We start from the raw sequence: 19,622 nt of genomic DNA, 5'->3' as shown, positions 1-19,622 counted from the left end.
TATATGAAAAGTATTTTAGGAGTCATCGTAGCGTTGTGCCTGGCCGTACCGGCCTTAGCACAGGTTAACCCGCCTGCGCGGGTCGACTCAGTAAAGAAAACGCGGATCAAAACCCCGCCTAAGGATGGTTTCGCTGTTCGGCGGGAAATTGACAGCAACGTCATGGTGCCTTACCCGGATGTGCGGGAAGAGGATGTGTATTATTCCAAGAGGATCTGGCGCGAACTCGATCTTCGTGACACGATCAATTCGGTACTCAACGCAGAGAGCTCTAAACTGATCGATGTGCTTCTGGAGGCCATACGCAACGAGGAACTTACCGTGTATTCCAATAAGGATACAACTGCGGGCCGCTTGCTTGATGATAACGACTCATTTAAGATTGCGCTGACCGCTCAGGAGGCGCTTCAGAGTGCACAAGGTACCGTTGAGGGTGAGGCCGATCCGGAGACAGGTAAGATTGCGGAACCTACACTCAGACGGCTGAGATCTGAGGAGTTTATGAAGTACCGTATCAAGGAGGACTGGATTCTTGATTCCAAGCGTTCGGTATTTGAGCCGCGCATTATCGGTATTGCTCCGATGAAAATGGTGGAGGGAAACTGGCAGCCCGTGTTTTGGGTGTATTATGATGATGCCCGTCAGTTGCTGAGCACTAAAAAGCTTGTAAACCCTGCGAATGACGCCTCGACGTTAAGTTTCGACGACTTCTTCGTACGTCGCTTGTTTTCGAGTTATGTTGTAAAAGAAACGAATCCTTCCAATAAAGATATCAATGAGATGCTGGGCATTACAGATCCTAAGGATCCGCGTAAGCTTTATGAATCGGAGCGGATCAAGAAATCAATCATGGACTTTGAGCAGAGTCTTTGGGAATATTAACCAGATATATTAAATATGAGCAAACCCCTGCAGCCTAGGCTTCGGGGGTTTCTTGTTTAAAATAGTTGAGCAGAGTCTGCACCTGCGATTTGTTCAATACGGCACTTAACTCCGCCTCGGATGCATTTTTAATGCGTTTTACTGACTTGAAATGCCGGAGCAGCTTGTCGGCCGTGGTTTTGCCTATACCACCGATCTGTTCGAGCTCGGTTTTCAGTGTGCCCTGGTCGCGTTTTTTGCGATGGAAGGTAATGCCGAAACGGTGTGCCTCATCACGCAGCTGCTGGATCACTTTCAGGGTCTCCGATTTCTTGTCGAGATAGAGCGGATAGCTGTCGCCCGGATAAAACAGCTCTTCAAGTCGCTTGGCAATACCGATCACGGTTACTTTCCGGTCGATCTCCAGTTTCTTTAAGCTGGTCATGGCCGAGGAGAGCTGCCCCTTGCCACCGTCGATAATAATCAGTTGAGGTAAAGACTCGCCTTCGTCGAGCATACGTCTGTAACGCCTGTACACCGCTTCTTCCATTGTGGCGAAATCGTTTGGCCCCTCCACTGTCTTCACATTGAAATGCCGGTAATCCTTTTTTGAGGGCTTGGCATCTTTAAACACCACAATGGCAGATACCGGATACTTGCCCTGGAAGTTGGAGTTGTCGAAACACTCGATATGCCGGGGCAGCTGGGTCAGTCGGAGGTCTTTCTGCATCTGGGAAAGGATGCGATCGGTCCGAAGATCCGGATTCAGCTTCTCGTATTGGTTCAGTTTTTCCTTCTTAAAAAAGAGCACGTTCTTCTCCGACAGTTCCAGAAGCTTTTTCTTTTCGCCCAGTTTAGGTACGGTAAACTTCAAGCCTTCGTCCATAAGCGTAATTTCGAATGGTACGATGATCTCTTTTGAGGTGCTGTGAAACTTGTTCCGGAACTCTGTGATGGCCAGGGTAAGCAATTCCTCGTCCGTTTCATCGAGCCGCTTTTTGATCTCAATGGTCTGCGTTTGTATAATGCTGCCGTTCATGACTTTCAGATAGTTCACAAAGGCATAACGCTCGTCGGACGCGATGCTGACCACATCGATATTGGTGATGGCGCTGTTGACCACCGTTGATTTGCTCTGGTATTTTTCCAACACCTGCAGTTTCCGTGCATACTGATGGGCCTGCTCAAAATTGAGTTGCTCGGATGCGGTTTTGATCACCTGTTTTACATCGCGGATTACGTTACCGATCTTGCCATTAAGAATATCTTTGATCTCAGAGATGTTCTGCTCGTAGTCGTCGGCCGACTGATATGCCTGGCAGGGCCCCTTGCAGTTGCCGATCTGGTATTCGAGGCATACTTTGAATTTACCCTCGGCAATATTTTCCTGACTGAGCGGCAGATTGCAGGTGCGAAGGGGATAAGTTTCCTTGATCAGATCAAGAATGGTGTGCATCATGCCTACAGAGGCATACGGGCCAAAATAGGTAGAGCCATCCTTCACCATTTTACGTGTCCAGTACAGTCGGGGGAAAGGCTCTTTCTTGATGATGATCCATGGATAGGTCTTATCATCCTTGAGCATGATGTTATAACGGGGCTGATGTTTTTTGATCAGGCTGTTTTCCAATAGCCAGGCGTCAATTTCCGTGTCTACAATCGTAAAGGTAATGTTGCGGATTCGAGACACAAGTACGCGTGTCTTACCGTTCATCTGGGTGTCTTTGTTGAAATAGGAACCCACACGGTTGCGGAGGTCCTTCGCCTTACCAATATAAATAAGGGAACCTTCTGCATCCCAGAACTGGTAGACCCCGGGCCGGTGCGGAATATCGGCTAATGCATTTTTGTAATCGAAAGCACCCATAGTCGGAACGGCTAGAAACCGAGTTTCTCGTCGAGTTCAGTGGTTTCCTCGGCCTGTTGCTGCTGCTGATACTGCGCACAGTCGTACACAATAGATACGCCGTTAACAGGCGGCTCGAAATCGGCCTGCTGAATCTTAAGCTTCGGATTGGCATATACCCGCTTCATGAAGCCGGCAAATATAGGCAGCGCTGTCGTGGCCCCGTCCCCCTGTGCTGTACTCGTAAAATGGAATGCGCGGTCTTCACAGCCTGTCCACACCCCGGCTACGAGTTGCGGACTGATGCCGATAAACCAGCCATCTGAGTTGTTCTGTGTGGTGCCGGTCTTACCGCCTATTGGCGCTTTTACGCCATAGCGACCGGCTAACCGCCAGCCCGTACCATGTGTTACCACACCACGCAGCATGCGGGTCATTACGTAAGCCACCTCTTCATTGAGTGCAGGTACAGGTATAGGTTTTTCGCTATGCAGCACCACGCCGTTCTTATCTTCTATGCGGAGGATGTAGGTAGGTTTAGTCCACACCCCCTTATTGGCAAACACGCTGTATGCGCCCACCATATCGTACACCGAGGCATCAAACGATCCCAGCGCTATGGAAGGGTAGGGAGGTACTTCGGTAGTAACGCCCATTTTCTTGATCAGTGTAGCCACCGCAGTAGGACCCACCTGTTTCATGACATAGGCTGCGATATAGTTCTGCGAAAGGGCCAGGCCCTTCTGCAGGGTAAGATATCCGGGTACAGTCCCGCTGGAACGCGGTGTCCATGGCTCGCTGCCCGGCACTTCTATCGTTACCGGCTCATTCGGTACACTGAAGCAAGGGGAATAGCCATTTTCAATAGCTACGGTATAGGTAAATGGCTTGGCGGTAGAGCCGACCTGGCGGGTACCCATCTTGACCTGGTCGTACTTGAAGTGTTCGTAGTTGATGCCACCCACCCAGGCTTTTACATAGCCGGTTTGCGGATCCATGGCCATCATGGCGTTCCGAAGCAGCATCTTGTAATATTTTACGGAGTCGATAGGCTTCATCAGGGTATCGATATTGCCTTTCCAGGTAAAGATGGTAAGCTGGGTGGGTGTGTTGAAGTCGGCCATGATCTCCTCCTCCGATTTACCTTCTAACTGAAGCGCTTTGTACCTGTCTGAACGCTTAATGCCCTGGCGGATTTGTAAATCTTTCCCTTTAAAAGGGTTGCGGCCTTTCCAGCTCTTTAAGAAGGAGGCCTGAAGTACTTTCATATATTCTTTCTGAGCTTCCTCAGCATAAACCTGCATGTCGTAATTAAGCGTGGTGACGATCCGAAGTCCGTCGCGATCAAGGTCGTAAGGTGTGCCGTCTGGCTTGGTGATCGACCTTTCTTCAAAGATCCGCTTGATATCTGCTTTAAGAACAGCGCGGAAGTATGGGGCTATGCCTTCATTGACCGTTGCTGCATTAAACCTTAAGCCGAGCGGCTTTTCCTTTTCGGTCTCATATTGCTGTGCGGTGAGCAGTTCTGCCTTCACCATGAGTTCCATAATCAGGTTCCGGCGTGCAAGGGAGCGCTCGGGGTTACGCGTAGGCGAATATCTCGTAATGCCCTTAAGTATCCCGATCAGGGTGGCCGCCTGTGGTACGGTGAGTTTATCGGGTGTGGTGTTGAAATATACGCGGGCGGCCGATTTAATGCCGTAGGCCTGGTTGCCGAAGTCGACCGTGTTCAGGTACATCACAATGATTTCCTCCTTGGTGTAGTTTCGCTCCAGTTTTACGGCAATGACCCATTCCTTGAACTTTTGCATGGCGCGTTTGAAGATGTTCTGCTGGCGACCTTCTTCTGAGAACAAGTTTAAGGCAAGCTGCTGCGTAATGGTACTTCCGCCCTGCTTTTTTCCAACCAGGTTGTACAGGATGATGGTGAAGGTCCGGCGAAAATCGATTCCTGAGTGATCACGAAATCGGATGTCTTCTGTAGCGATCAGGGCATTGATAACGTTTGGCGATATTTCGCTGTAGGTGACGTTGGAACGGTTCTGAACGAAATAAGTGCCAAGCACCCGCCCGTCGTCGGTGACGATTTCTGAGGCCTGGTTGCTTTTTGGGTGCTCGATATCCCTGAATGAAGGAAGTTCGCCGAAAAGTCCGAAACCGATAGAAATGATGAAAAGCGCAAAAAGTACCATTCCGCCAATCAGTATCTTCCAGAGTGTTATGTTGTATTTCCTGATTTCTTCCTTAGAAAGAGGTTTATTCATCGCTTAATAATTCTTTTTATAAAATTCTACGTATTGGTCGAGCAGCCTTCGGGTAGTGATCAGATCAAAGTTTTCTTTGCTGACGATAAAACTGCTGTAAAGATTTGCTGGCACCTTCATGATCTGTCTCAGTTGCGGCACTATACCTGAGGCATAGACCTTAGCTTCCTCAAAAGTACTAAAGTTCCCGACGTATACGAGCTGATCATTGTCAAATTCCTTTAACTGATGCCGCAGGCTTGCTTCTGCGTAGTTGCCGCGGTTAAACTGACCGATGCCGAACCGGGATGAGCTTAATGTCAATGAGGCATCTGGAACGTGTACCACAAAGTAATAGGTGGCTGAAGGCTTATCTGTAAAGGTACCGTCGGTTTTTACAGCAACGACGGGCACAGCGGCGGATTGTGCGGGGGCGACCGGCGCGGGGACTGGCTGAACTGGCTTAGTCGTTTGCACGGCGTTTTGGGGTGTCTGCACCTTTGCGGCCGGCGGTTTGGCCGGCGCCGGGCGTTGTGCTATCTTGGCTTCCTGAAAAGGCGGCTCGTTCGGATCAAAATCGACCAGCGCAACCTTGCGTGCACGGAAGGCCTGGAGATGATTGTTAATATAGTTTACATGCTCCTGCACCAGCGGGGTGATGAGTTTATCGTCGGGATAGCTGCGTACGATATTGTTGAATGCCTCTAGCAGACTGTCCACATGGTTTGTCCGGCCGATGGCAATGGCTTTTAAATAGGCGAACTGGGAGGAAAACAAGTTAGTCGGCTGCACTTCCATCTGCCTTGCCATGGAAATTACTTCTGGGTAATTTTTCTGTTCGTAATGTTCAAAAACTTCGTTGTAGCGTCTGCCGGAGGCTGCTTCAAGCTCCGTCTGTCGCGCAGCGTACGCGGGATCGAGCAAGGTTTTGGCATAAGACGAGCCGGCGTGGTCGTTGAGCAGCTTATTCCGGTAAAGATTAGCCTTGTCCGGATCTGAGTCGCGATGAGCCAGAAACAGACTGTAGAAAACAGCAGGAAGGTAATCGTTTGCCGGGTAGCGTTTGAGTAAAGTTTCAAATACCTCGGCAGCCTCAGCCTGGTCCCTCAATTCCTGAAGGTAGAAGTTTCCAATCTCGTAGTAGGCATCAATGATCCGTTTATCAGATCCCGCCATCAGTTCCGGAGTTACAGGCAGTCGCGCACTATAGGTTTTGATGAGTACCGCAGTATCAGTGGTGTTCTGAACACCCGCGGGCTTGTCGGGAGAGTCAGGCAGCAGATTTGTGTTGGACAGAGCGTTCTGTGTATTCTGCTGCGCCGAATTCCGGACGCTTTGCCGCCAGTTGTCTTCGCGCTTCCGGTTTCCCCATTTTTTTCTAAAATCATTAAAACCGATGCTGATGGCCGTGGTGTTGTTGAAGTAAAAGCCGCTTTGTACGGTGTTTGTTGTTACGGAGGCCGGGGCTCCTACAGATGCTGGCGCTACGGCGTTATCTGCTGCCGCATTTTTCGCAGCAGGTTTGATTAAAGCTTCAATAAGCGCTGCGCGTTCGTTCTCCGGCCGTCGAGCTATTGCCTGCAGGGCGTCTTCGAGCGCGATCTGTTCATAGCGCGTGGTGAGGTAGCCGAGGTTCTGCGCTTTTTTACGTACAAGTTCATAATCGGGGTATGAATCGGGTAATGCATACACCGTACTGTCGTAATAGGCCTTGGCGCGGACATAGTCTTTTTGTTGTTTAAAATATATATCGGCCATGCGCATATAGGCCAAGCCCTTTTGGCTTTGGCTGGCCGTTGGTGTACGCAGAGCCAATGTGTATTGCGCTAAAGCTTCTTCCCACATCTGTTCGTCTGCATAATTTTCCCCGATCTGATAATAGACCTGATCGTGATAATCCACGTTTTTATCGTCCCGGAGCATGCGGCTTAGCGCGGTTCTGATGTCTGTCTCTAAGGCGTCCGAGGATTGCTGCAGGCGGATCTGCCCGAGGCCGGCCTGGAAATACATTTCATATGGAGCATTGCTGCGCTGGATTTTCCTGTAGGCGGATGCCGCATCTGCATATCGTTTCTGCCGCTCATACAATTGCCCGAGAATAAAATTCCATCTGATCTTGTTCAGGCTTCCGGCGCCGTTCTGAAGTGCCTGGGCAAGATATTCTGTCGCACAGCTGTCGTCTTTAAGATAAATACACATTTGGGCAAGCGTTGCGTAGGTTTCGGCAAGCTTTTCGCTTTTCTTGGATCCGGGGATGATCTGCATGAGGGTGTCTAGCACCTTACCAGCTTCACTGAGCCGCCTCAGTTGCATCAGGCTCCTCGCTTTCCAATTGAGCGCTTCCAGCACAAGATCCTTGTTTTTGGAATATGTACGGGCCACGTAATCAAAATATTCTGTCGAGTTAAAATAATTGCTGTTGTAAAAGCTGGCTTTGCCAAGCAGGAGATACGCGTCATCAATGTAATTGCTTGCGGTTCTTTCAAAAATAATGAACTCCGCCTTTTTTATGATGTCATTCATCGGCTTCAGTCCAGCCGTAAACCCTGCGTCTGCGGCATCGCCTTCAGGCCCTATATATACGGGCAGAATGCTGTTGTAATTGTCTGGGTAGTTCTGTGCGAGTTCTGCCTGGTGTACACTTAGGATCTGTCTGGCATTGTAAATATAGTTGTAGCGGGCGGTAAGGTTCTGCATGCCGCGGCTTGTGGCTGTGTCACGATGTGAGCCGCAGGAGTAAAATATGGAAACCAGCGCAGCAAGAATGATGTTTAATTTGTGGATCGCGTAGTGTTTCAAGAATATGTATTATGTTGGCTCATTAAAATATATACAAAAGTATCTTAATTTGGCAGCATTTTCATGGATAAAAGGGATTTATTTAAGGGCTTATCGTATGGCAGAACAGGACAATAAAGGCAAAAGGGTCAATAGCTATGTGAAATATTCGGCTATGGGTTTTCAAATGCTCGTCACCATAGGCCTGTTCGTATTCGCAGGTTATAAAATTGATGCATATCAGCAAAACCGGACGCCGCTTGCAACTGCACTGCTGGGCGTGCTTGGTGTGATTGTTTCTTTATATCAGGTGATTAGGCAGCTGAACAGAAAGGAATAGTTGTTTACACTCGGCTTTATTGCATACCTTTGCAAAAAAAATTGAATTGAGCATCGCCAGGTTTTCTGTCTTTTATTTTTTGTACTGCGCATTATTGGCTTTGGTAGCCTGCGTCGCTCCTCTGTTTTTCCCGGGCGTACACCTTTTTGTTTCCAAATTCTGGGTGGTATTCGGCTTCCTTGCAGGGGTTACTTTCATTGCGTATATCCTGGCTGATCTGGGGATTAAACGTAACCCGGAAACCGGTATTATGGCTATAATGGGGTCGATAGCGCTGAAGATGCTCTTTTCGATGGCTTTTGTGTTGATTTACAGCGTGTACGGGAAGGAAAAAGGTGTTGTGTTTGTGCTGAATTTTTTTTCTTTATATTTATTGTTCACCTTCTTTGAAATCTACTGTTTGTTACGTAACTTGCGCCACCAAAATAAAAAGTAAAAATCTGCGACTAAATGGATTGTAGCCACGTTTTTGAGTTTAAAGTGAATAGGTTAATTGTTGTTTTTACGCTTTTTTTAGCGTTTTGTTTTCGGACATCTGTTGCTTTTGCTCAGGCTGACACTGCTCACGGTGCCGGAAATCATCATGTAGCCGATGCCGCGGCAACTCATGGGGCTCACGGGGAAGAAACTGCTGAGAAAAAATTCGATATCGGTAAGTTTGCTCTGCATCATATTGCGGATTCGCACAGCTGGCATGTGATTGGTGATACGTATATTGGTTTGCCGGTGATTCTGTATACTCCCCAGGGATTTGTGTTTTTTAATTCTTCGGATTTTCATCATGACGATGCGGCGACCGTAGTTGTAGAGCGCAACGGACAGCGCTTCGTGAAATTCCATGAGAAGATTTATTATGCTTCGGCTACCGCCAATGACCATGGTCAGTTTGTTGATCTCGATGAGCATCATCATCCGCTGAACGCCCGCCCGCTTGATTTGTCGTTCACCAAGAACGTATGCACGTTATTTTTGTCGGTCATAGTCCTTTTGGTTGTTTTCATTAACGTGGCTAAGGGATATAAGAAACGTCGCGGCAAATCGCCTAAAGGTTTGCAGTCATGGATGGAGCCGATCATCCTTTTTGTGCGGGACGATATTGCTAAGCCTAACCTGGGTCATAAATACGAGCGTTTCATGCCATATCTGTTGACCGTGTTTTTCTTTATCTGGTTTAACAATATGCTTGGCCTCGTGCCTTTCCTTCCAGGTGGTGCCAACTTAACAGGCAACATCGCCGTAACCATGGTTCTTGCTGTGGCTACATTTTGCATTACGGTCTTCAACGGAAACAAATATTACTGGAAGCACATCTTTGCGCCGGATGTTCCGTGGTGGATGTATGTGGTTATGGTGCCGGTTGAACTCTTCGGTATCTTTACAAAGCCGATTGCTTTGATGATTCGTTTGTTTGCCAACATTACTGCAGGTCACATTCTGGTGCTTTCACTGATCTGTCTGGTATTCGTTTTTGACAGCCTCTACATTGCTCCTGTTTCTGTAGCTTTTGCGGTCTTCATCGGAGCTATTGAGCTTCTGGTTGCGTTTATACAGGCTTTTATATTTACCATATTGTCTGCCCTGTTTATCGGTATGGCAATTGAAGAGCACCACCATTAAATTGAATTATTTTTTAACATATAATATATAGAATCATGATTACAGGAAGTATTGCTGCAATTGGTGCAGGACTAGCCGCGATTGGCGCTGGTCTGGGTATCGGACGCATTGGTGGTTCGGCTATGGATGGTATTGCCCGTCAGCCTGAAGCTGCCTCTAAAATCCAAACTGCAATGTTGATCGCTGCAGCATTCGTTGAAGCTGTTGCGCTTTTCGCAGTGGTTGTTGCCCTGATGGGTAATGGCTAAAATTATCTGCGCCGGGCGTCACGCCCGGCGCATTTTTTTGTTAAGAAAATAACACTGATATAAGTAAATGGAATTATTAATACCTGAGATTGGCCTGGTTATCCTTCAAACGATAGCTTTTTTAATATTGATGTTTTTGCTGGCAAAGTTTGCCTGGAAACCTGTTCTGGCAGCGATTAAAGAGCGTGAGCAATCTATCGATGAGGCTTTGAATAAAGCAGAACTGGCAAAACAGGAAATGGCCAGACTGACTGCTCAGAATGAGGAATTGATGAAAGAGGCGCGCGATGAGCGCGACCGCATCCTTAAGGAGGCTAAGCTTTTGAAAGACAATATTGTGCAGGAGGCGAAAACTCAAGCGCAGCAGGAAGGTTCTAAGTTAATTGAGAAGGCTAAGATCGAAATTGAGAATCAAAAAAAGGCAGCTTTGGCAGAATTGAAGAGCCAGGTTTCAAGCCTGTCACTTGATATCGCTGAGCGTGTTTTGCGTAACCAGCTTGATGATAAAGCGAAACAGCAGGAGTTGGTTTCCAGTCTGTTGAAAGACGTAGAATTAAACTAAGGATTGTTTAGCGCAGAATATAATGGCAGAAAATAAAGCAGCATCCAGATACGCCAAGTCCATCATAGACCTGGCAATCGAGCGCAATGCGCTGGAGGAAGTTAGACAGGATATGGTGTCGTTTGCGCAGGTCTTGGAAAACAGTTCCGAGCTTGGTGCTATTCTCAGAAATCCGATCGTACCGTTGGATAAGAAGTGGGGTATACTGGAAAATGTGTTTAGCGGTAAAGTACATGAGATCACCAGGTCGTTTATGCAACTGCTTGTCAACAAAGGACGCTCGGCCATTTTACCTGACACCGCTACATCTTTTGTCGCGCAGTATAATGCGCTGAAAGGCATTGTAACGGCAGATGTAACTTCTGCTACGGCATTGACACCGGCTAATAGGGCTGAGATCGAAGCTATTGTTAAGCAGCAGACGGGTGCTAAACAGGTGTTCGTAAACGAAAAAGTAAGCGAAAAGCTTATTGGCGGTTTTATACTTAAGGTTGGCGACAGGCAGTTTGACGCGAGCATCCTGAGTGGATTAAACAAATTGAAAAAAGAATTTGCCCAGGGCGTTGCTTAGATCCGGGGTTTAAATGTATACTGATTTATAAAGAAATAATATAAAATTATGGTAGAGGTAAGACCAGACGAAGTATCGGCAATCATCAGGCAGCAATTGGCGGGCTTCAAATCAACGGCGGAACTTGAAGAAGTTGGTACCGTATTGCAAGTGGGCGATGGTATTGCCCGTGTTTACGGCCTGACCAAGGTTCAGTCCGGCGAATTAGTTGAGTTCGAAACAGGCTTGCAGGGTATCGTGTTAAACCTTGAAGAAGATAACGTGGGTGTGGTACTTTTAGGTCCGCACGACGATATCAAAGAAGGTGACACTATTAAACGTACCAAGAAGATCGCCTCGATCAAAGTTGGTGAGGGTATGCTGGGCCGCGTTGTAAACACGCTTGGTCAGCCTATTGATGGTAAGGGACCTATCCTGGGCGAAACTTACGAAATGCCGATTGAGCGTAAAGCACCGGGTGTAATTTATCGTCAGCCGGTTACCGAACCTTTGCAGACTGGTATCAAAGCTATCGATGGGATGATTCCAATTGGCCGCGGTCAGCGTGAGCTTGTGATTGGTGACCGTCAGATCGGTAAGACTGCCGTTTGTATTGATACAATCATCAACCAGAAAGAATTTTACGAAGCAGGTAACCCTGTGTATTGTATATATGTTGCCTGTGGACAAAAAGCAAGTACTGTTGCGAACATTGTCCGTACCCTGGAGGAGAACGGCGCCATGCCATACACTGTGGTTGTTGCGGCTTCAGCAGCTGAACCGGCTCCTCTACAGTTCTATGCTCCGTTCTCAGGTGCAGCGATAGGCGAATTTTTCCGTGATACTGGTCGGCCAGCCCTGATCGTTTATGACGATTTGTCTAAACAGGCTGTGGCTTACCGCGAAGTATCTCTGCTGCTTCGTCGTCCACCGGGCCGTGAGGCTTATCCAGGAGACGTGTTCTATCTGCACAGCCGTTTATTGGAGCGTGCTGCGAAGATTAACGCTAACGATGATATCGCAAAAAACATGAACGATTTACCTGAATCTATTAAGGGTATCGTAAAAGGTGGTGGTTCGTTAACAGCCCTTCCGATTATCGAAACTCAGGCTGGTGACGTTTCTGCCTATATTCCGACGAACGTAATTTCGATCACCGACGGACAGATTTTCCTCGAGAGTAACCTGTTCAATTCGGGTATCCGTCCTGCAATCAACGTAGGTATCTCGGTATCACGTGTAGGTGGTAACGCGCAGATCAAATCGATGAAGAAAGTAGCAGGTACCTTAAAGCTTGACCAGGCACAGTACCGCGAACTTGAAGCTTTCTCTAAATTCGGATCTGACCTTGATGCGGCAACTAAATCGGTACTGGATAAAGGCGCGCGCAACGTGGAGATCCTGAAGCAGGGACAATTCTCGCCAATGACGGTTGAGAAGCAGGTTGCAATCATCTATATCGGAACAAAGAACCTGATGCGGTCTGTACCAGTTAACAAAGTGAAAGAATTTGAAGTTGAGTATTTACAGCAGCTTGAATTGCGTCATCCTGAGACTTTGAAAGCCTTAAAGGCCGGCAAGTTTGACGACGAGATCACTGGAGTGCTGGAAACCGTAGCGAAAGAACTTTCAGCTAAATATTAATAAAGACAGGCAGCTGATACTTAATACCCGAGAAAAGAATGGCTAATTTAAAAGAAGTAAGAAATCGCATTGCATCGGTTCAGTCTACCCAGCAGATCACCAAGGCCATGAAAATGGTTTCGGCTGCTAAGCTGAAACGTGCGACCAACGCTATTGTTCAGTTACGGCCTTATGCAACCAAACTTAAGGAAATCCTGGGTAATCTTTCTGCCAGCCTGGAGGGTTCATCTTCTCCTTTTATTCAGGAGAGAGAGCCTAACAAAGTGTTGATCGTTGCGGTATCTTCTAACCGCGGTTTGGCGGGGGCTTTTAACACGAACGTCATTAAAACGACGAACAACCTTATTTCAGAAAAATACAGCGAGCAGTACAAGAATGGTAACGTAAGCATTCTGGCGATCGGTAAGAAGACTCAGGACTTCTATGAAAAGCGTGGATACAATACGGTTGGCAACAATAATGAGATCTTCAACGCGCTGACCTTTGAAAATGTAACTAAAATTACCGAGTCCATCATGGATGGCTTTGAAAAAGGAAAGTATGACCGGGTAGAACTTGTTTATAACCGCTTTAAGAACGCCGCAGTTCAGATCCTGACCACCGAGCAATTATTGCCTTTGCCTAAGAATGAGGAAACTGAGGTCGCCCAGGTATCTAATACTGACTATGTTCTTGAGCCTTCTAAAGAGCGCATTGTGGAGCAGCTGATCCCGAAATCGATTAAGATTCAGTTGTATAAAGCAGTGCTTGATTCGCACGCCTCTGAGCATGGCGCTCGGATGACTTCAATGGATAAGGCAACTGAAAACGCGGGCGATCTGCTTAAGGCCCTGAAGTTGTCGTATAACCAGGCGCGTCAGGCGGCTATTACAACGGAGCTGACGGAAATTGTGAGTGGTGCAGCAGCATTGAACGGTTAAGGCAGAGGAAGATTGACTTATTGAAATAAATCCTATATTTGAAGCACAAATTTTAAGACATGGAACAAAGACCTAAGCACAATACTGAGAGCATGAAAACCGCCAACGAGGTGGGTACATATAAGCTAATGACCGTTGGGATTTTGATTGGCGTTCTGGGGGTTTATCTTCGTTTCGCTGCCGATTCTACAATGCTTTCTATTGTATCGTGGGTTATCTTACTGGTTGGATCTGTTATTGCCTGCAAAGCAGTATTTAAAATATTAAACGCTTAAGCATAGTCAGCGAATAAATATTACGGCGCATCTGTTTCAAACGGATGCGCTTTTTTATTTTACCCGGGTTTTGTTCGTTTTTACAAACGATTCCCATCCTGAATAGGATTTTCCGCTGCCGCCCAAAACCGCGGTACGCTGAAAAGAATGGCATACCGCTACCGATAAACCGTCGGTCGCGTCCAGAAATTCAGGCGTTTCCTTGAAGTTCAACAGTCGCTGCAGCATCGCGGCTACCTGTTCTTTGCTTGTGTTGCCGTTGCCGGTTATCGACTGTTTTATCTTCTTAGGCGCATATTCGGTAATTGGAATATTTCTCGCCAGGGCCGCGGCCATTGCTGTGCCCTGCGCGCGGCCCAGTTTGAGCATCACTTGTATGTTTTTACCATAAAAGGGCGCTTCAAGCGCCACAGCATCAGGCTTGTACTGATCAATAAGAGCGGTGGTTTTTTCAAATATCCGCTGCAGCTTAAGAAAGTGGTCGTCCAAGTGGTCCATCCGCACAACACCCAGGGCGATGAGTTCGATCTTACTTCCCCGCTCCAGGATAATCCCGTAACCCATGATAGATGTTCCTGGGTCAATGCCCATGATCACCCGTTCCTTTTTTTCTGCCAACATAAAACAATATTAAGCATATTTGCAGACACTAAGCCGGAAAGATTGACACCTAAGTATAAAAAAGCTATTTCTTATGCATTGAAGACAGGCGTTGTTTTTTTCGCGTTTTGGTTTATCTATATTAAACTCTCAACCAATCAAAACATCAGGGAGTTCAGCGAACTGCTGAAGGGTATTGCACCTTCGGAAATTACCTGGATGCTTACGCTGATATTATGCCTGATGCTGGTCAACTGGGGTCTCGAAGCCATCAAATGGCAGAACCTGATTTCCAGAATTGAACGGATTTCCCTCTGGAGGTCCATCGAGTCTGTCTTTTGCGGATTAACCTGGGCGATATTTACGCCCAACCGTATTGGCGAATATGGCGGTCGGGTATTCTTTTTATCCCCAAAGAGAAGGGTGATTGGCGTCGTGGCCATGGCGGTAGGCAATATAGGCCAGATGGTGCTTACCAATATCTTTGGCGCAGCGGCTGTCTGCGTGTTCCTGTACCGTTATGTCGATATCGACTATCGCCTCTATTATGCGTTGGTTGTGCTCTCCGCCATGTTCTGCCTGTTTATGGCGATCTTTTATTTTAACATCAGGTGGCTCAATGGCATACTGCTGTCTATCCGTTTTACCCGGAAATATAAGAAATTTTATAACATCCTGGCCCGGCTTAGCAAGCGTGAGTTATGGCATATTTTGCTCTTGTGTTTTGCACGTTATCTGGTGTTCAGTACGCAGTACTTTTTGCTGTTTTTCTGGCTTATTCCAAATTTGTATTATCTCGACATCCTGATGATGGTAAGCATCCTTTTCTTTGTGCAATCGACACTCCCTTCGCTCGACTTATTCGACGTTGGCGTGCGCAGCGTAACAGCTTCTTACTTTTTCGGGTTTCTGACAGATCAGGATGTGGCTGTCATAGCCTGTACGGCATGTATTTGGCTGGTCAACATTATTATTCCAGCCATTCTAGGTTCTTATTTCGTATTTAAACTTAATTTTTTTGGAAGCAATCAACGTAGTTAGTTTGATCGGTTTGGTACTCTCCCTGCTGTATTTCGCGCTTATTGCCCTGTTCACCAGAGGCTGGTTGGCCTTAAAGTATTTCATTCCGGTGGTTAAGGCCCCGCGGACCCGGGTATCTGTCATCGTCGCGGCTAGAAATGAGGCTGCCGTGATTGAACGTACCATAAAAGCGCTGCTTGAGCAAACTTACGAGAAGTCGCTTACTGAGATCATTTTTATCGACGACCATTCTACGGATGCCACGCCAGATATCATACGCCGTTATGAAGGCCAGGGCGTTGTGCTGATCCAGCTAAATGAAACGGAGCGATTGAATTCGTATAAGAAGAAGGCTATCCAGACAGCCATAGGTCAGGCCAGGGGTGATCTGATCGTTACTACCGATGCCGATTGTGTAATGGGCGTCAACTGGTTGTCAACCATCATAGCTTACTATGAAGCGGGGGACTATAAGATGATATCGTGTCCGGTGGCATACTTCGAGGAGCGAACTTTTTTTGAACGGGCACAATCACTCGAATTCCTGTACCTGATCGGTATGGGCGCCTCTACCATAGGAAATGGAATGCCCTCCACCTGTAACGGAGCCAATCTGGCCTACCAGCGCAGGGCTTTCTATGAGGTAGGTGGCTTTAGCGGCATCGATAATCTCGCATCTGGCGATGATGAATTGCTGCTGCATAAAATGGCCGCAAAATACCCCGACTCCATCGGCTTTCTAAAAAGCAGGGAAGCTATCGTATATACTCATGCCAAGCCAGATTTGGAGGCTTTTATTCAGCAGCGTAAACGCTGGGCATCTAAAAGCACGCGGTATCAGAACAAAATCATCATTGCACTTGGAATCGGCGTATGGCTTTTTAACCTCAGTATGCTGATCAGCATTGTTGCAGCTATGTTCGACCCGCGATATTTGTCGACTGCCGGCGTACAACTGCTTGTTAAGATCTGTGCCGAACTGATTTTCTTGTACGGGGTAACGGCCTTTGCTGGCAGACGAAGCCTATTGCAACTATTACCCGTGCTGAGCGTTTTGCATATTCTCTATATTGTGTATATTGGAATTGCCGGAAATTCAGGTAAATACAACTGGAAAGGCAGAATGGTAAGGTAAGTAAGCATGGACAACCCCTATCGGAAAATATGGCGCCGGCTGAGGCGTAACGTACCTGCGGTATGCGGATTGGCTTTTATTGCAATGCTGTTGGTGGTCTGTTTGCTGGGTTATCTGATCATTCCCGACCAAACGCCAAACGCGAACGATATGCAACTCCAGTTGAGCAATCAGAAACCAGGGCGTACTTTCGATTTCCTGATCATCGGACATGGTGGGACGCCAGAGAAAAGAGGTCTTTTTGACCGCATGTTTTTTGGTCAGCCTTCAGCCATAAAGCGTATTCCCATTACTTCCTACCGGGAAGCTGGGGGTTATGTTTATGCACGCGAATTTATCGGTGATGATGAGCAGTCGGCCGAGGGCAAGTATCCCAAAATTATAGGCCAAAACCGGTATAGGCAGACCTTCTGGCTTGGGACAGATATGTACGGCCGCGACATGCTGAGCCGTATGGTGCTCGGCGCCAGGGTGTCTTTGTCGGTCGGACTTATCTCGGTCGTTATTTCCCTCATTATCGGTGTAAGTCTTGGTGCTGCAGCGGGTTATTTTGGCGGTAGGGTCGACCGGGTGATCAGTTGGTTCATGAACGTGGTGTGGTCGCTCCCTTCTTTGTTGCTGGTTATTGCCATTTCATTCTCGCTAGGCAAGGGTTATTGGCAGATTTTTATTGCGGTGGGCCTTTCCACGTGGGTAGATGTAGCCAGACTGGTTCGCGGACAGGTGATGGCCATGAAAGAAGCAGAGTTTGTAGAGGCGGCGCGGGCACTTGGCTTTTCAGCCGATAGAATTATCATTCGCCATATCCTGCCCAATATAGCTGGATCAATCATGGTGGTGGCCTCGGCCAATTTTGCCTCGGCCATACTGCTGGAAACTGGGCTGAGCTTTCTGGGCTTCGGTGCACAGCCTCCGGTGCCCAGCTGGGGAAGTATGATCCGTGAGCATTACGGTTACATTATCATGGATGGCGCATATCTGGCTTTGTTGCCCGGTCTGGCTATTATGCTTACGGTTTACGCTTTCAATGTGCTGGCTATCGGTCTGCGCGATGCCTTTGATGTGAAAACTCAAAATATTTCTGTCTGAGTAAGCGCAATCCCATATCTTTGTTTTTATGTTGCTGCACAGTTATCAGAATGAGCTCCTGGAAGCAGGATGTGACGAAGCAGGCCGCGGCTGTCTGGCCGGGCCCGTGTTCGCGGCTGCAGTGATACTTCCTAAAGATTTCGTGGCGGGGGAACTGACCGATTCAAAGAAACTAACGCATGAACAGCGTTGCCGTTTGCGCGTCATCATTGAGCGCGAGGCGATAGCCTGGGCTGTAGCCGAGGTGGACAATGACGAGATAGACCGTATCAACATTTTGAATGCATCATTTCTTGCCATGCACCGGGCGGTTGACAAATTGGGCGTACGCCCGCAATACCTGAGTATAGACGGTAACCGATTTAAAGCTTATCCAGATATTCCGCATACCTGCATCATTAAGGGCGACGGCAAGTACCTGAACATTGCGGCGGCCTCCATTCTTGCAAAAACGCACCGCGACGAATACATGGAACGGATTTGTCCTGAATTCCCTCACTACAAATGGAGTCAGAACAAAGGTTACCCTACCGTAGCTCACCGTACGGCAGCCATTGAACACGGGCTATCTCCATTTCATCGTAAAACTTTCTCTATAACAGATCCACAGCTCGAACTGGTCTTTGAAAACGCAGGATAATTGGTTATTTTCACTTCGGTGAAAGCATTGATCCTGACAAGCAGAGTTCCTTTTCCGCCCAACAGCGGCTACCCAATCGTTGTGTACAATACGATGAAGGGATTATTGCGGCAGGGTGTGGAGATAACCTTGTTTAGCCTGAACCCGGGGAAACATGCGGTAGACACGGAGGATATCTACGATCCGCTGTTTGAGAACATCGATTTCTATGCCTTTGATCTGGACACGGAAGTGAATGTGCTGGGCGCGCTTTTCAATATTTTCTCCAACCAGTCGTACAACGTATCTCGCTACTATCACGAAGAAGCGGCTCGAATGCTGGAGAACGTCATCAGGGAAACAGAGTTTGACATCGTGCAGTTTGAGGGTCTGTTTGTGGTGCCCTATCTGGATGTCATTAAGGCGAACAGCCGGGCCAAAACTATATACCGCGCGCATAACATCGAATTTGAGGTGTGGGAGCGGATCGCCGCAACCGAACGTTCGGCGCCGAGACGCGCTTACCTGCAGTTTCTGGCCAGGCGCCTGCGACAATATGAAACAGAGCAGATCAACCGTTTTGATCAGATCTTCGCCATCAGTGAGCAGGACAGGCAGAGCATTTTGCGCTTTGGTGGAAGCGCCGGTATAGACGTGGTGCCTGTTGCACTGGATTTTAACAATTATACTGCCGATGCCTCCAAAACGAGTTTTCCGACTTTATTTCATTTAGGGGCTATGGACTGGCGGCCCAATAAAGAGGGACTGGAATGGTTTCTCAACGAGATATGGCCGGATATTGAAAAGCTGAGTAGTGAGCTACGTTTCTATATTGCGGGTAAACATATGCAGCGGGAGTTCTTCGATTATGATTCTGATAATGTTGTTGTGGAAGGGGAGGTTTTCGATGCCGCGGAGTTTATAAACTCGAAAGCCATTATGATTGTCCCTCTACTATCCGGAAGCGGGATGCGGGTCAAAATTATCGAAGGAATGGCCATGAACAAATGCATTATTGCGACGAGCATGGGCGCAGAGGGGATCAATTACAGTAATGGTAAAGACATCCTGATTGCCAACACCGCGGATGAGTTTTACCGCTCTATCCTTCAGTGCATAACCAATCCGAACAGGTGGCGCGAGATAGGGAACAGTGCACGGCAAACTGCCGAACGCGATCATGACATCAACGTTATTGCGGAAAGAATGGTCAATGTCTACCAGAAACTGGCAAGTGCTTAAATTTTATGTACTTTTGCCCTCGTTTTAACTATA

At 47.6% G+C, this 19,622-nt stretch carries 19 protein-coding genes; 15 read left to right on the top strand and 4 right to left on the bottom strand.

Features of this window, described 5'->3' with window-relative positions; genetic code table 11:
- The first annotated feature begins 3 nt into the window (after positions 1-3).
- The gene (gene porN, locus J3P40_RS01035; RefSeq protein ID WP_256001994.1) at positions 4-882 is read left to right on the top strand and encodes a type IX secretion system ring subunit PorN/GldN; all 879 of its coding nucleotides are present in this window, start codon (positions 4-6) and stop codon (positions 880-882) included.
- 34 nt (positions 883-916) lie between these two features.
- Here porN and uvrC read toward each other — a convergent pair whose 3' ends face one another.
- The 3 genes from uvrC to porW are packed head-to-tail and all read right to left on the bottom strand — an operon-like array spanning position 917 to position 7,749.
- On the bottom strand, positions 917-2,728 hold the full coding sequence (gene uvrC, locus J3P40_RS01030; protein WP_256001993.1) for an excinuclease ABC subunit UvrC: 1,812 nt from the start codon (positions 2,726-2,728) through the stop codon (positions 917-919).
- 11 nt (positions 2,729-2,739) lie between these two features.
- On the bottom strand, positions 2,740-4,971 hold the full coding sequence (locus J3P40_RS01025; protein WP_256001992.1) for a transglycosylase domain-containing protein: 2,232 nt from the start codon (positions 4,969-4,971) through the stop codon (positions 2,740-2,742).
- A gap of 3 nt (positions 4,972-4,974) precedes the next feature.
- Positions 4,975-7,749, bottom strand: a complete 2,775-nt coding sequence (porW, locus tag J3P40_RS01020) for a type IX secretion system periplasmic lipoprotein PorW/SprE (RefSeq protein ID WP_256001991.1) — start codon at positions 7,747-7,749, stop codon at positions 4,975-4,977.
- Positions 7,750-7,846: 97 nt separating this feature from the next.
- Here porW and J3P40_RS01015 point away from each other — a divergent pair, with 97 nt between their 5' ends.
- From J3P40_RS01015 to J3P40_RS00975, 9 genes are all read left to right on the top strand, one after another.
- Positions 7,847-8,068 (top strand): AtpZ/AtpI family protein, encoded by a 222-nt coding sequence (locus J3P40_RS01015; protein WP_256001990.1) that lies wholly within the window; start codon positions 7,847-7,849, stop codon positions 8,066-8,068.
- 46 nt (positions 8,069-8,114) lie between these two features.
- A complete protein-coding gene (locus tag J3P40_RS01010; protein ID WP_256001989.1) occupies positions 8,115-8,504 on the top strand; it encodes a hypothetical protein in 390 nt (129 codons plus the stop codon).
- A 14-nt stretch (positions 8,505-8,518) separates the two neighbouring features.
- Positions 8,519-9,685, top strand: coding sequence for a F0F1 ATP synthase subunit A (gene atpB, locus J3P40_RS01005; protein WP_256001988.1), 1,167 nt, complete (start codon positions 8,519-8,521; stop codon positions 9,683-9,685).
- A gap of 38 nt (positions 9,686-9,723) precedes the next feature.
- On the top strand, positions 9,724-9,933 hold the full coding sequence (atpE, locus tag J3P40_RS01000; protein WP_062551197.1) for an ATP synthase F0 subunit C: 210 nt from the start codon (positions 9,724-9,726) through the stop codon (positions 9,931-9,933).
- Positions 9,934-10,000: 67 nt separating this feature from the next.
- The gene (locus J3P40_RS00995) at positions 10,001-10,495 is read left to right on the top strand and encodes a F0F1 ATP synthase subunit B (RefSeq protein ID WP_256001987.1); all 495 of its coding nucleotides are present in this window, start codon (positions 10,001-10,003) and stop codon (positions 10,493-10,495) included.
- Between the two features lie 22 nt (positions 10,496-10,517).
- Positions 10,518-11,066 carry an ATP synthase F1 subunit delta gene (gene atpH / locus J3P40_RS00990; RefSeq protein ID WP_256001986.1) on the top strand — a complete coding sequence of 183 codons (549 nt, stop codon included), beginning with the start codon at positions 10,518-10,520 and terminating at the stop codon, positions 11,064-11,066.
- A 48-nt stretch (positions 11,067-11,114) separates the two neighbouring features.
- Positions 11,115-12,689, top strand: coding sequence for a F0F1 ATP synthase subunit alpha (gene atpA / locus J3P40_RS00985; RefSeq protein ID WP_256001985.1), 1,575 nt, complete (start codon positions 11,115-11,117; stop codon positions 12,687-12,689).
- 38 nt (positions 12,690-12,727) lie between these two features.
- Entirely contained in the window at positions 12,728-13,609 is an 882-nt protein-coding gene (atpG, locus tag J3P40_RS00980; RefSeq protein ID WP_256001984.1) for an ATP synthase F1 subunit gamma, read from the top strand.
- A gap of 59 nt (positions 13,610-13,668) precedes the next feature.
- The gene (locus tag J3P40_RS00975) at positions 13,669-13,884 is read left to right on the top strand and encodes a hypothetical protein (protein WP_256001983.1); all 216 of its coding nucleotides are present in this window, start codon (positions 13,669-13,671) and stop codon (positions 13,882-13,884) included.
- Positions 13,885-13,938: 54 nt separating this feature from the next.
- Here J3P40_RS00975 and ruvC read toward each other — a convergent pair whose 3' ends face one another.
- Positions 13,939-14,505: a crossover junction endodeoxyribonuclease RuvC gene (gene ruvC / locus J3P40_RS00970; protein ID WP_256001982.1), complete on the bottom strand. Its 567-nt coding sequence runs from the start codon at positions 14,503-14,505 to the stop codon at positions 13,939-13,941.
- A gap of 42 nt (positions 14,506-14,547) precedes the next feature.
- Between ruvC and J3P40_RS00965 the strand changes: the two genes are divergently transcribed.
- The 5 genes from J3P40_RS00965 to J3P40_RS00945 are packed head-to-tail and all read left to right on the top strand — an operon-like array spanning position 14,548 to position 19,589.
- A complete protein-coding gene (locus J3P40_RS00965; protein WP_256001981.1) occupies positions 14,548-15,525 on the top strand; it encodes a lysylphosphatidylglycerol synthase transmembrane domain-containing protein in 978 nt (325 codons plus the stop codon).
- Positions 15,503-16,639 (top strand): glycosyltransferase family 2 protein, encoded by a 1,137-nt coding sequence (locus tag J3P40_RS00960; protein WP_256001980.1) that lies wholly within the window; start codon positions 15,503-15,505, stop codon positions 16,637-16,639. Before J3P40_RS00965 ends, J3P40_RS00960 begins: the two co-directional genes overlap by 23 nt.
- A 6-nt stretch (positions 16,640-16,645) precedes the next feature.
- Positions 16,646-17,728, top strand: a complete 1,083-nt coding sequence (locus tag J3P40_RS00955) for an ABC transporter permease (protein ID WP_256001978.1) — start codon at positions 16,646-16,648, stop codon at positions 17,726-17,728.
- 28 nt (positions 17,729-17,756) lie between these two features.
- A complete protein-coding gene (gene rnhB / locus J3P40_RS00950) occupies positions 17,757-18,368 on the top strand; it encodes a ribonuclease HII (protein WP_256001977.1) in 612 nt (203 codons plus the stop codon).
- Between the two features lie 18 nt (positions 18,369-18,386).
- Positions 18,387-19,589 carry a glycosyltransferase family 4 protein gene (locus J3P40_RS00945; protein ID WP_256001976.1) on the top strand — a complete coding sequence of 401 codons (1,203 nt, stop codon included), beginning with the start codon at positions 18,387-18,389 and terminating at the stop codon, positions 19,587-19,589.
- Positions 19,590-19,622 lie beyond the last annotated feature (33 nt).

Source organism: Pedobacter deserti (assembly GCF_024436415.1).
GTDB classification, from domain to species: Bacteria; Bacteroidota; Bacteroidia; order Sphingobacteriales; family Sphingobacteriaceae; genus Pedobacter; species Pedobacter faecalis.
This window is presented reverse-complemented; position numbering and strand designations above follow the sequence as displayed.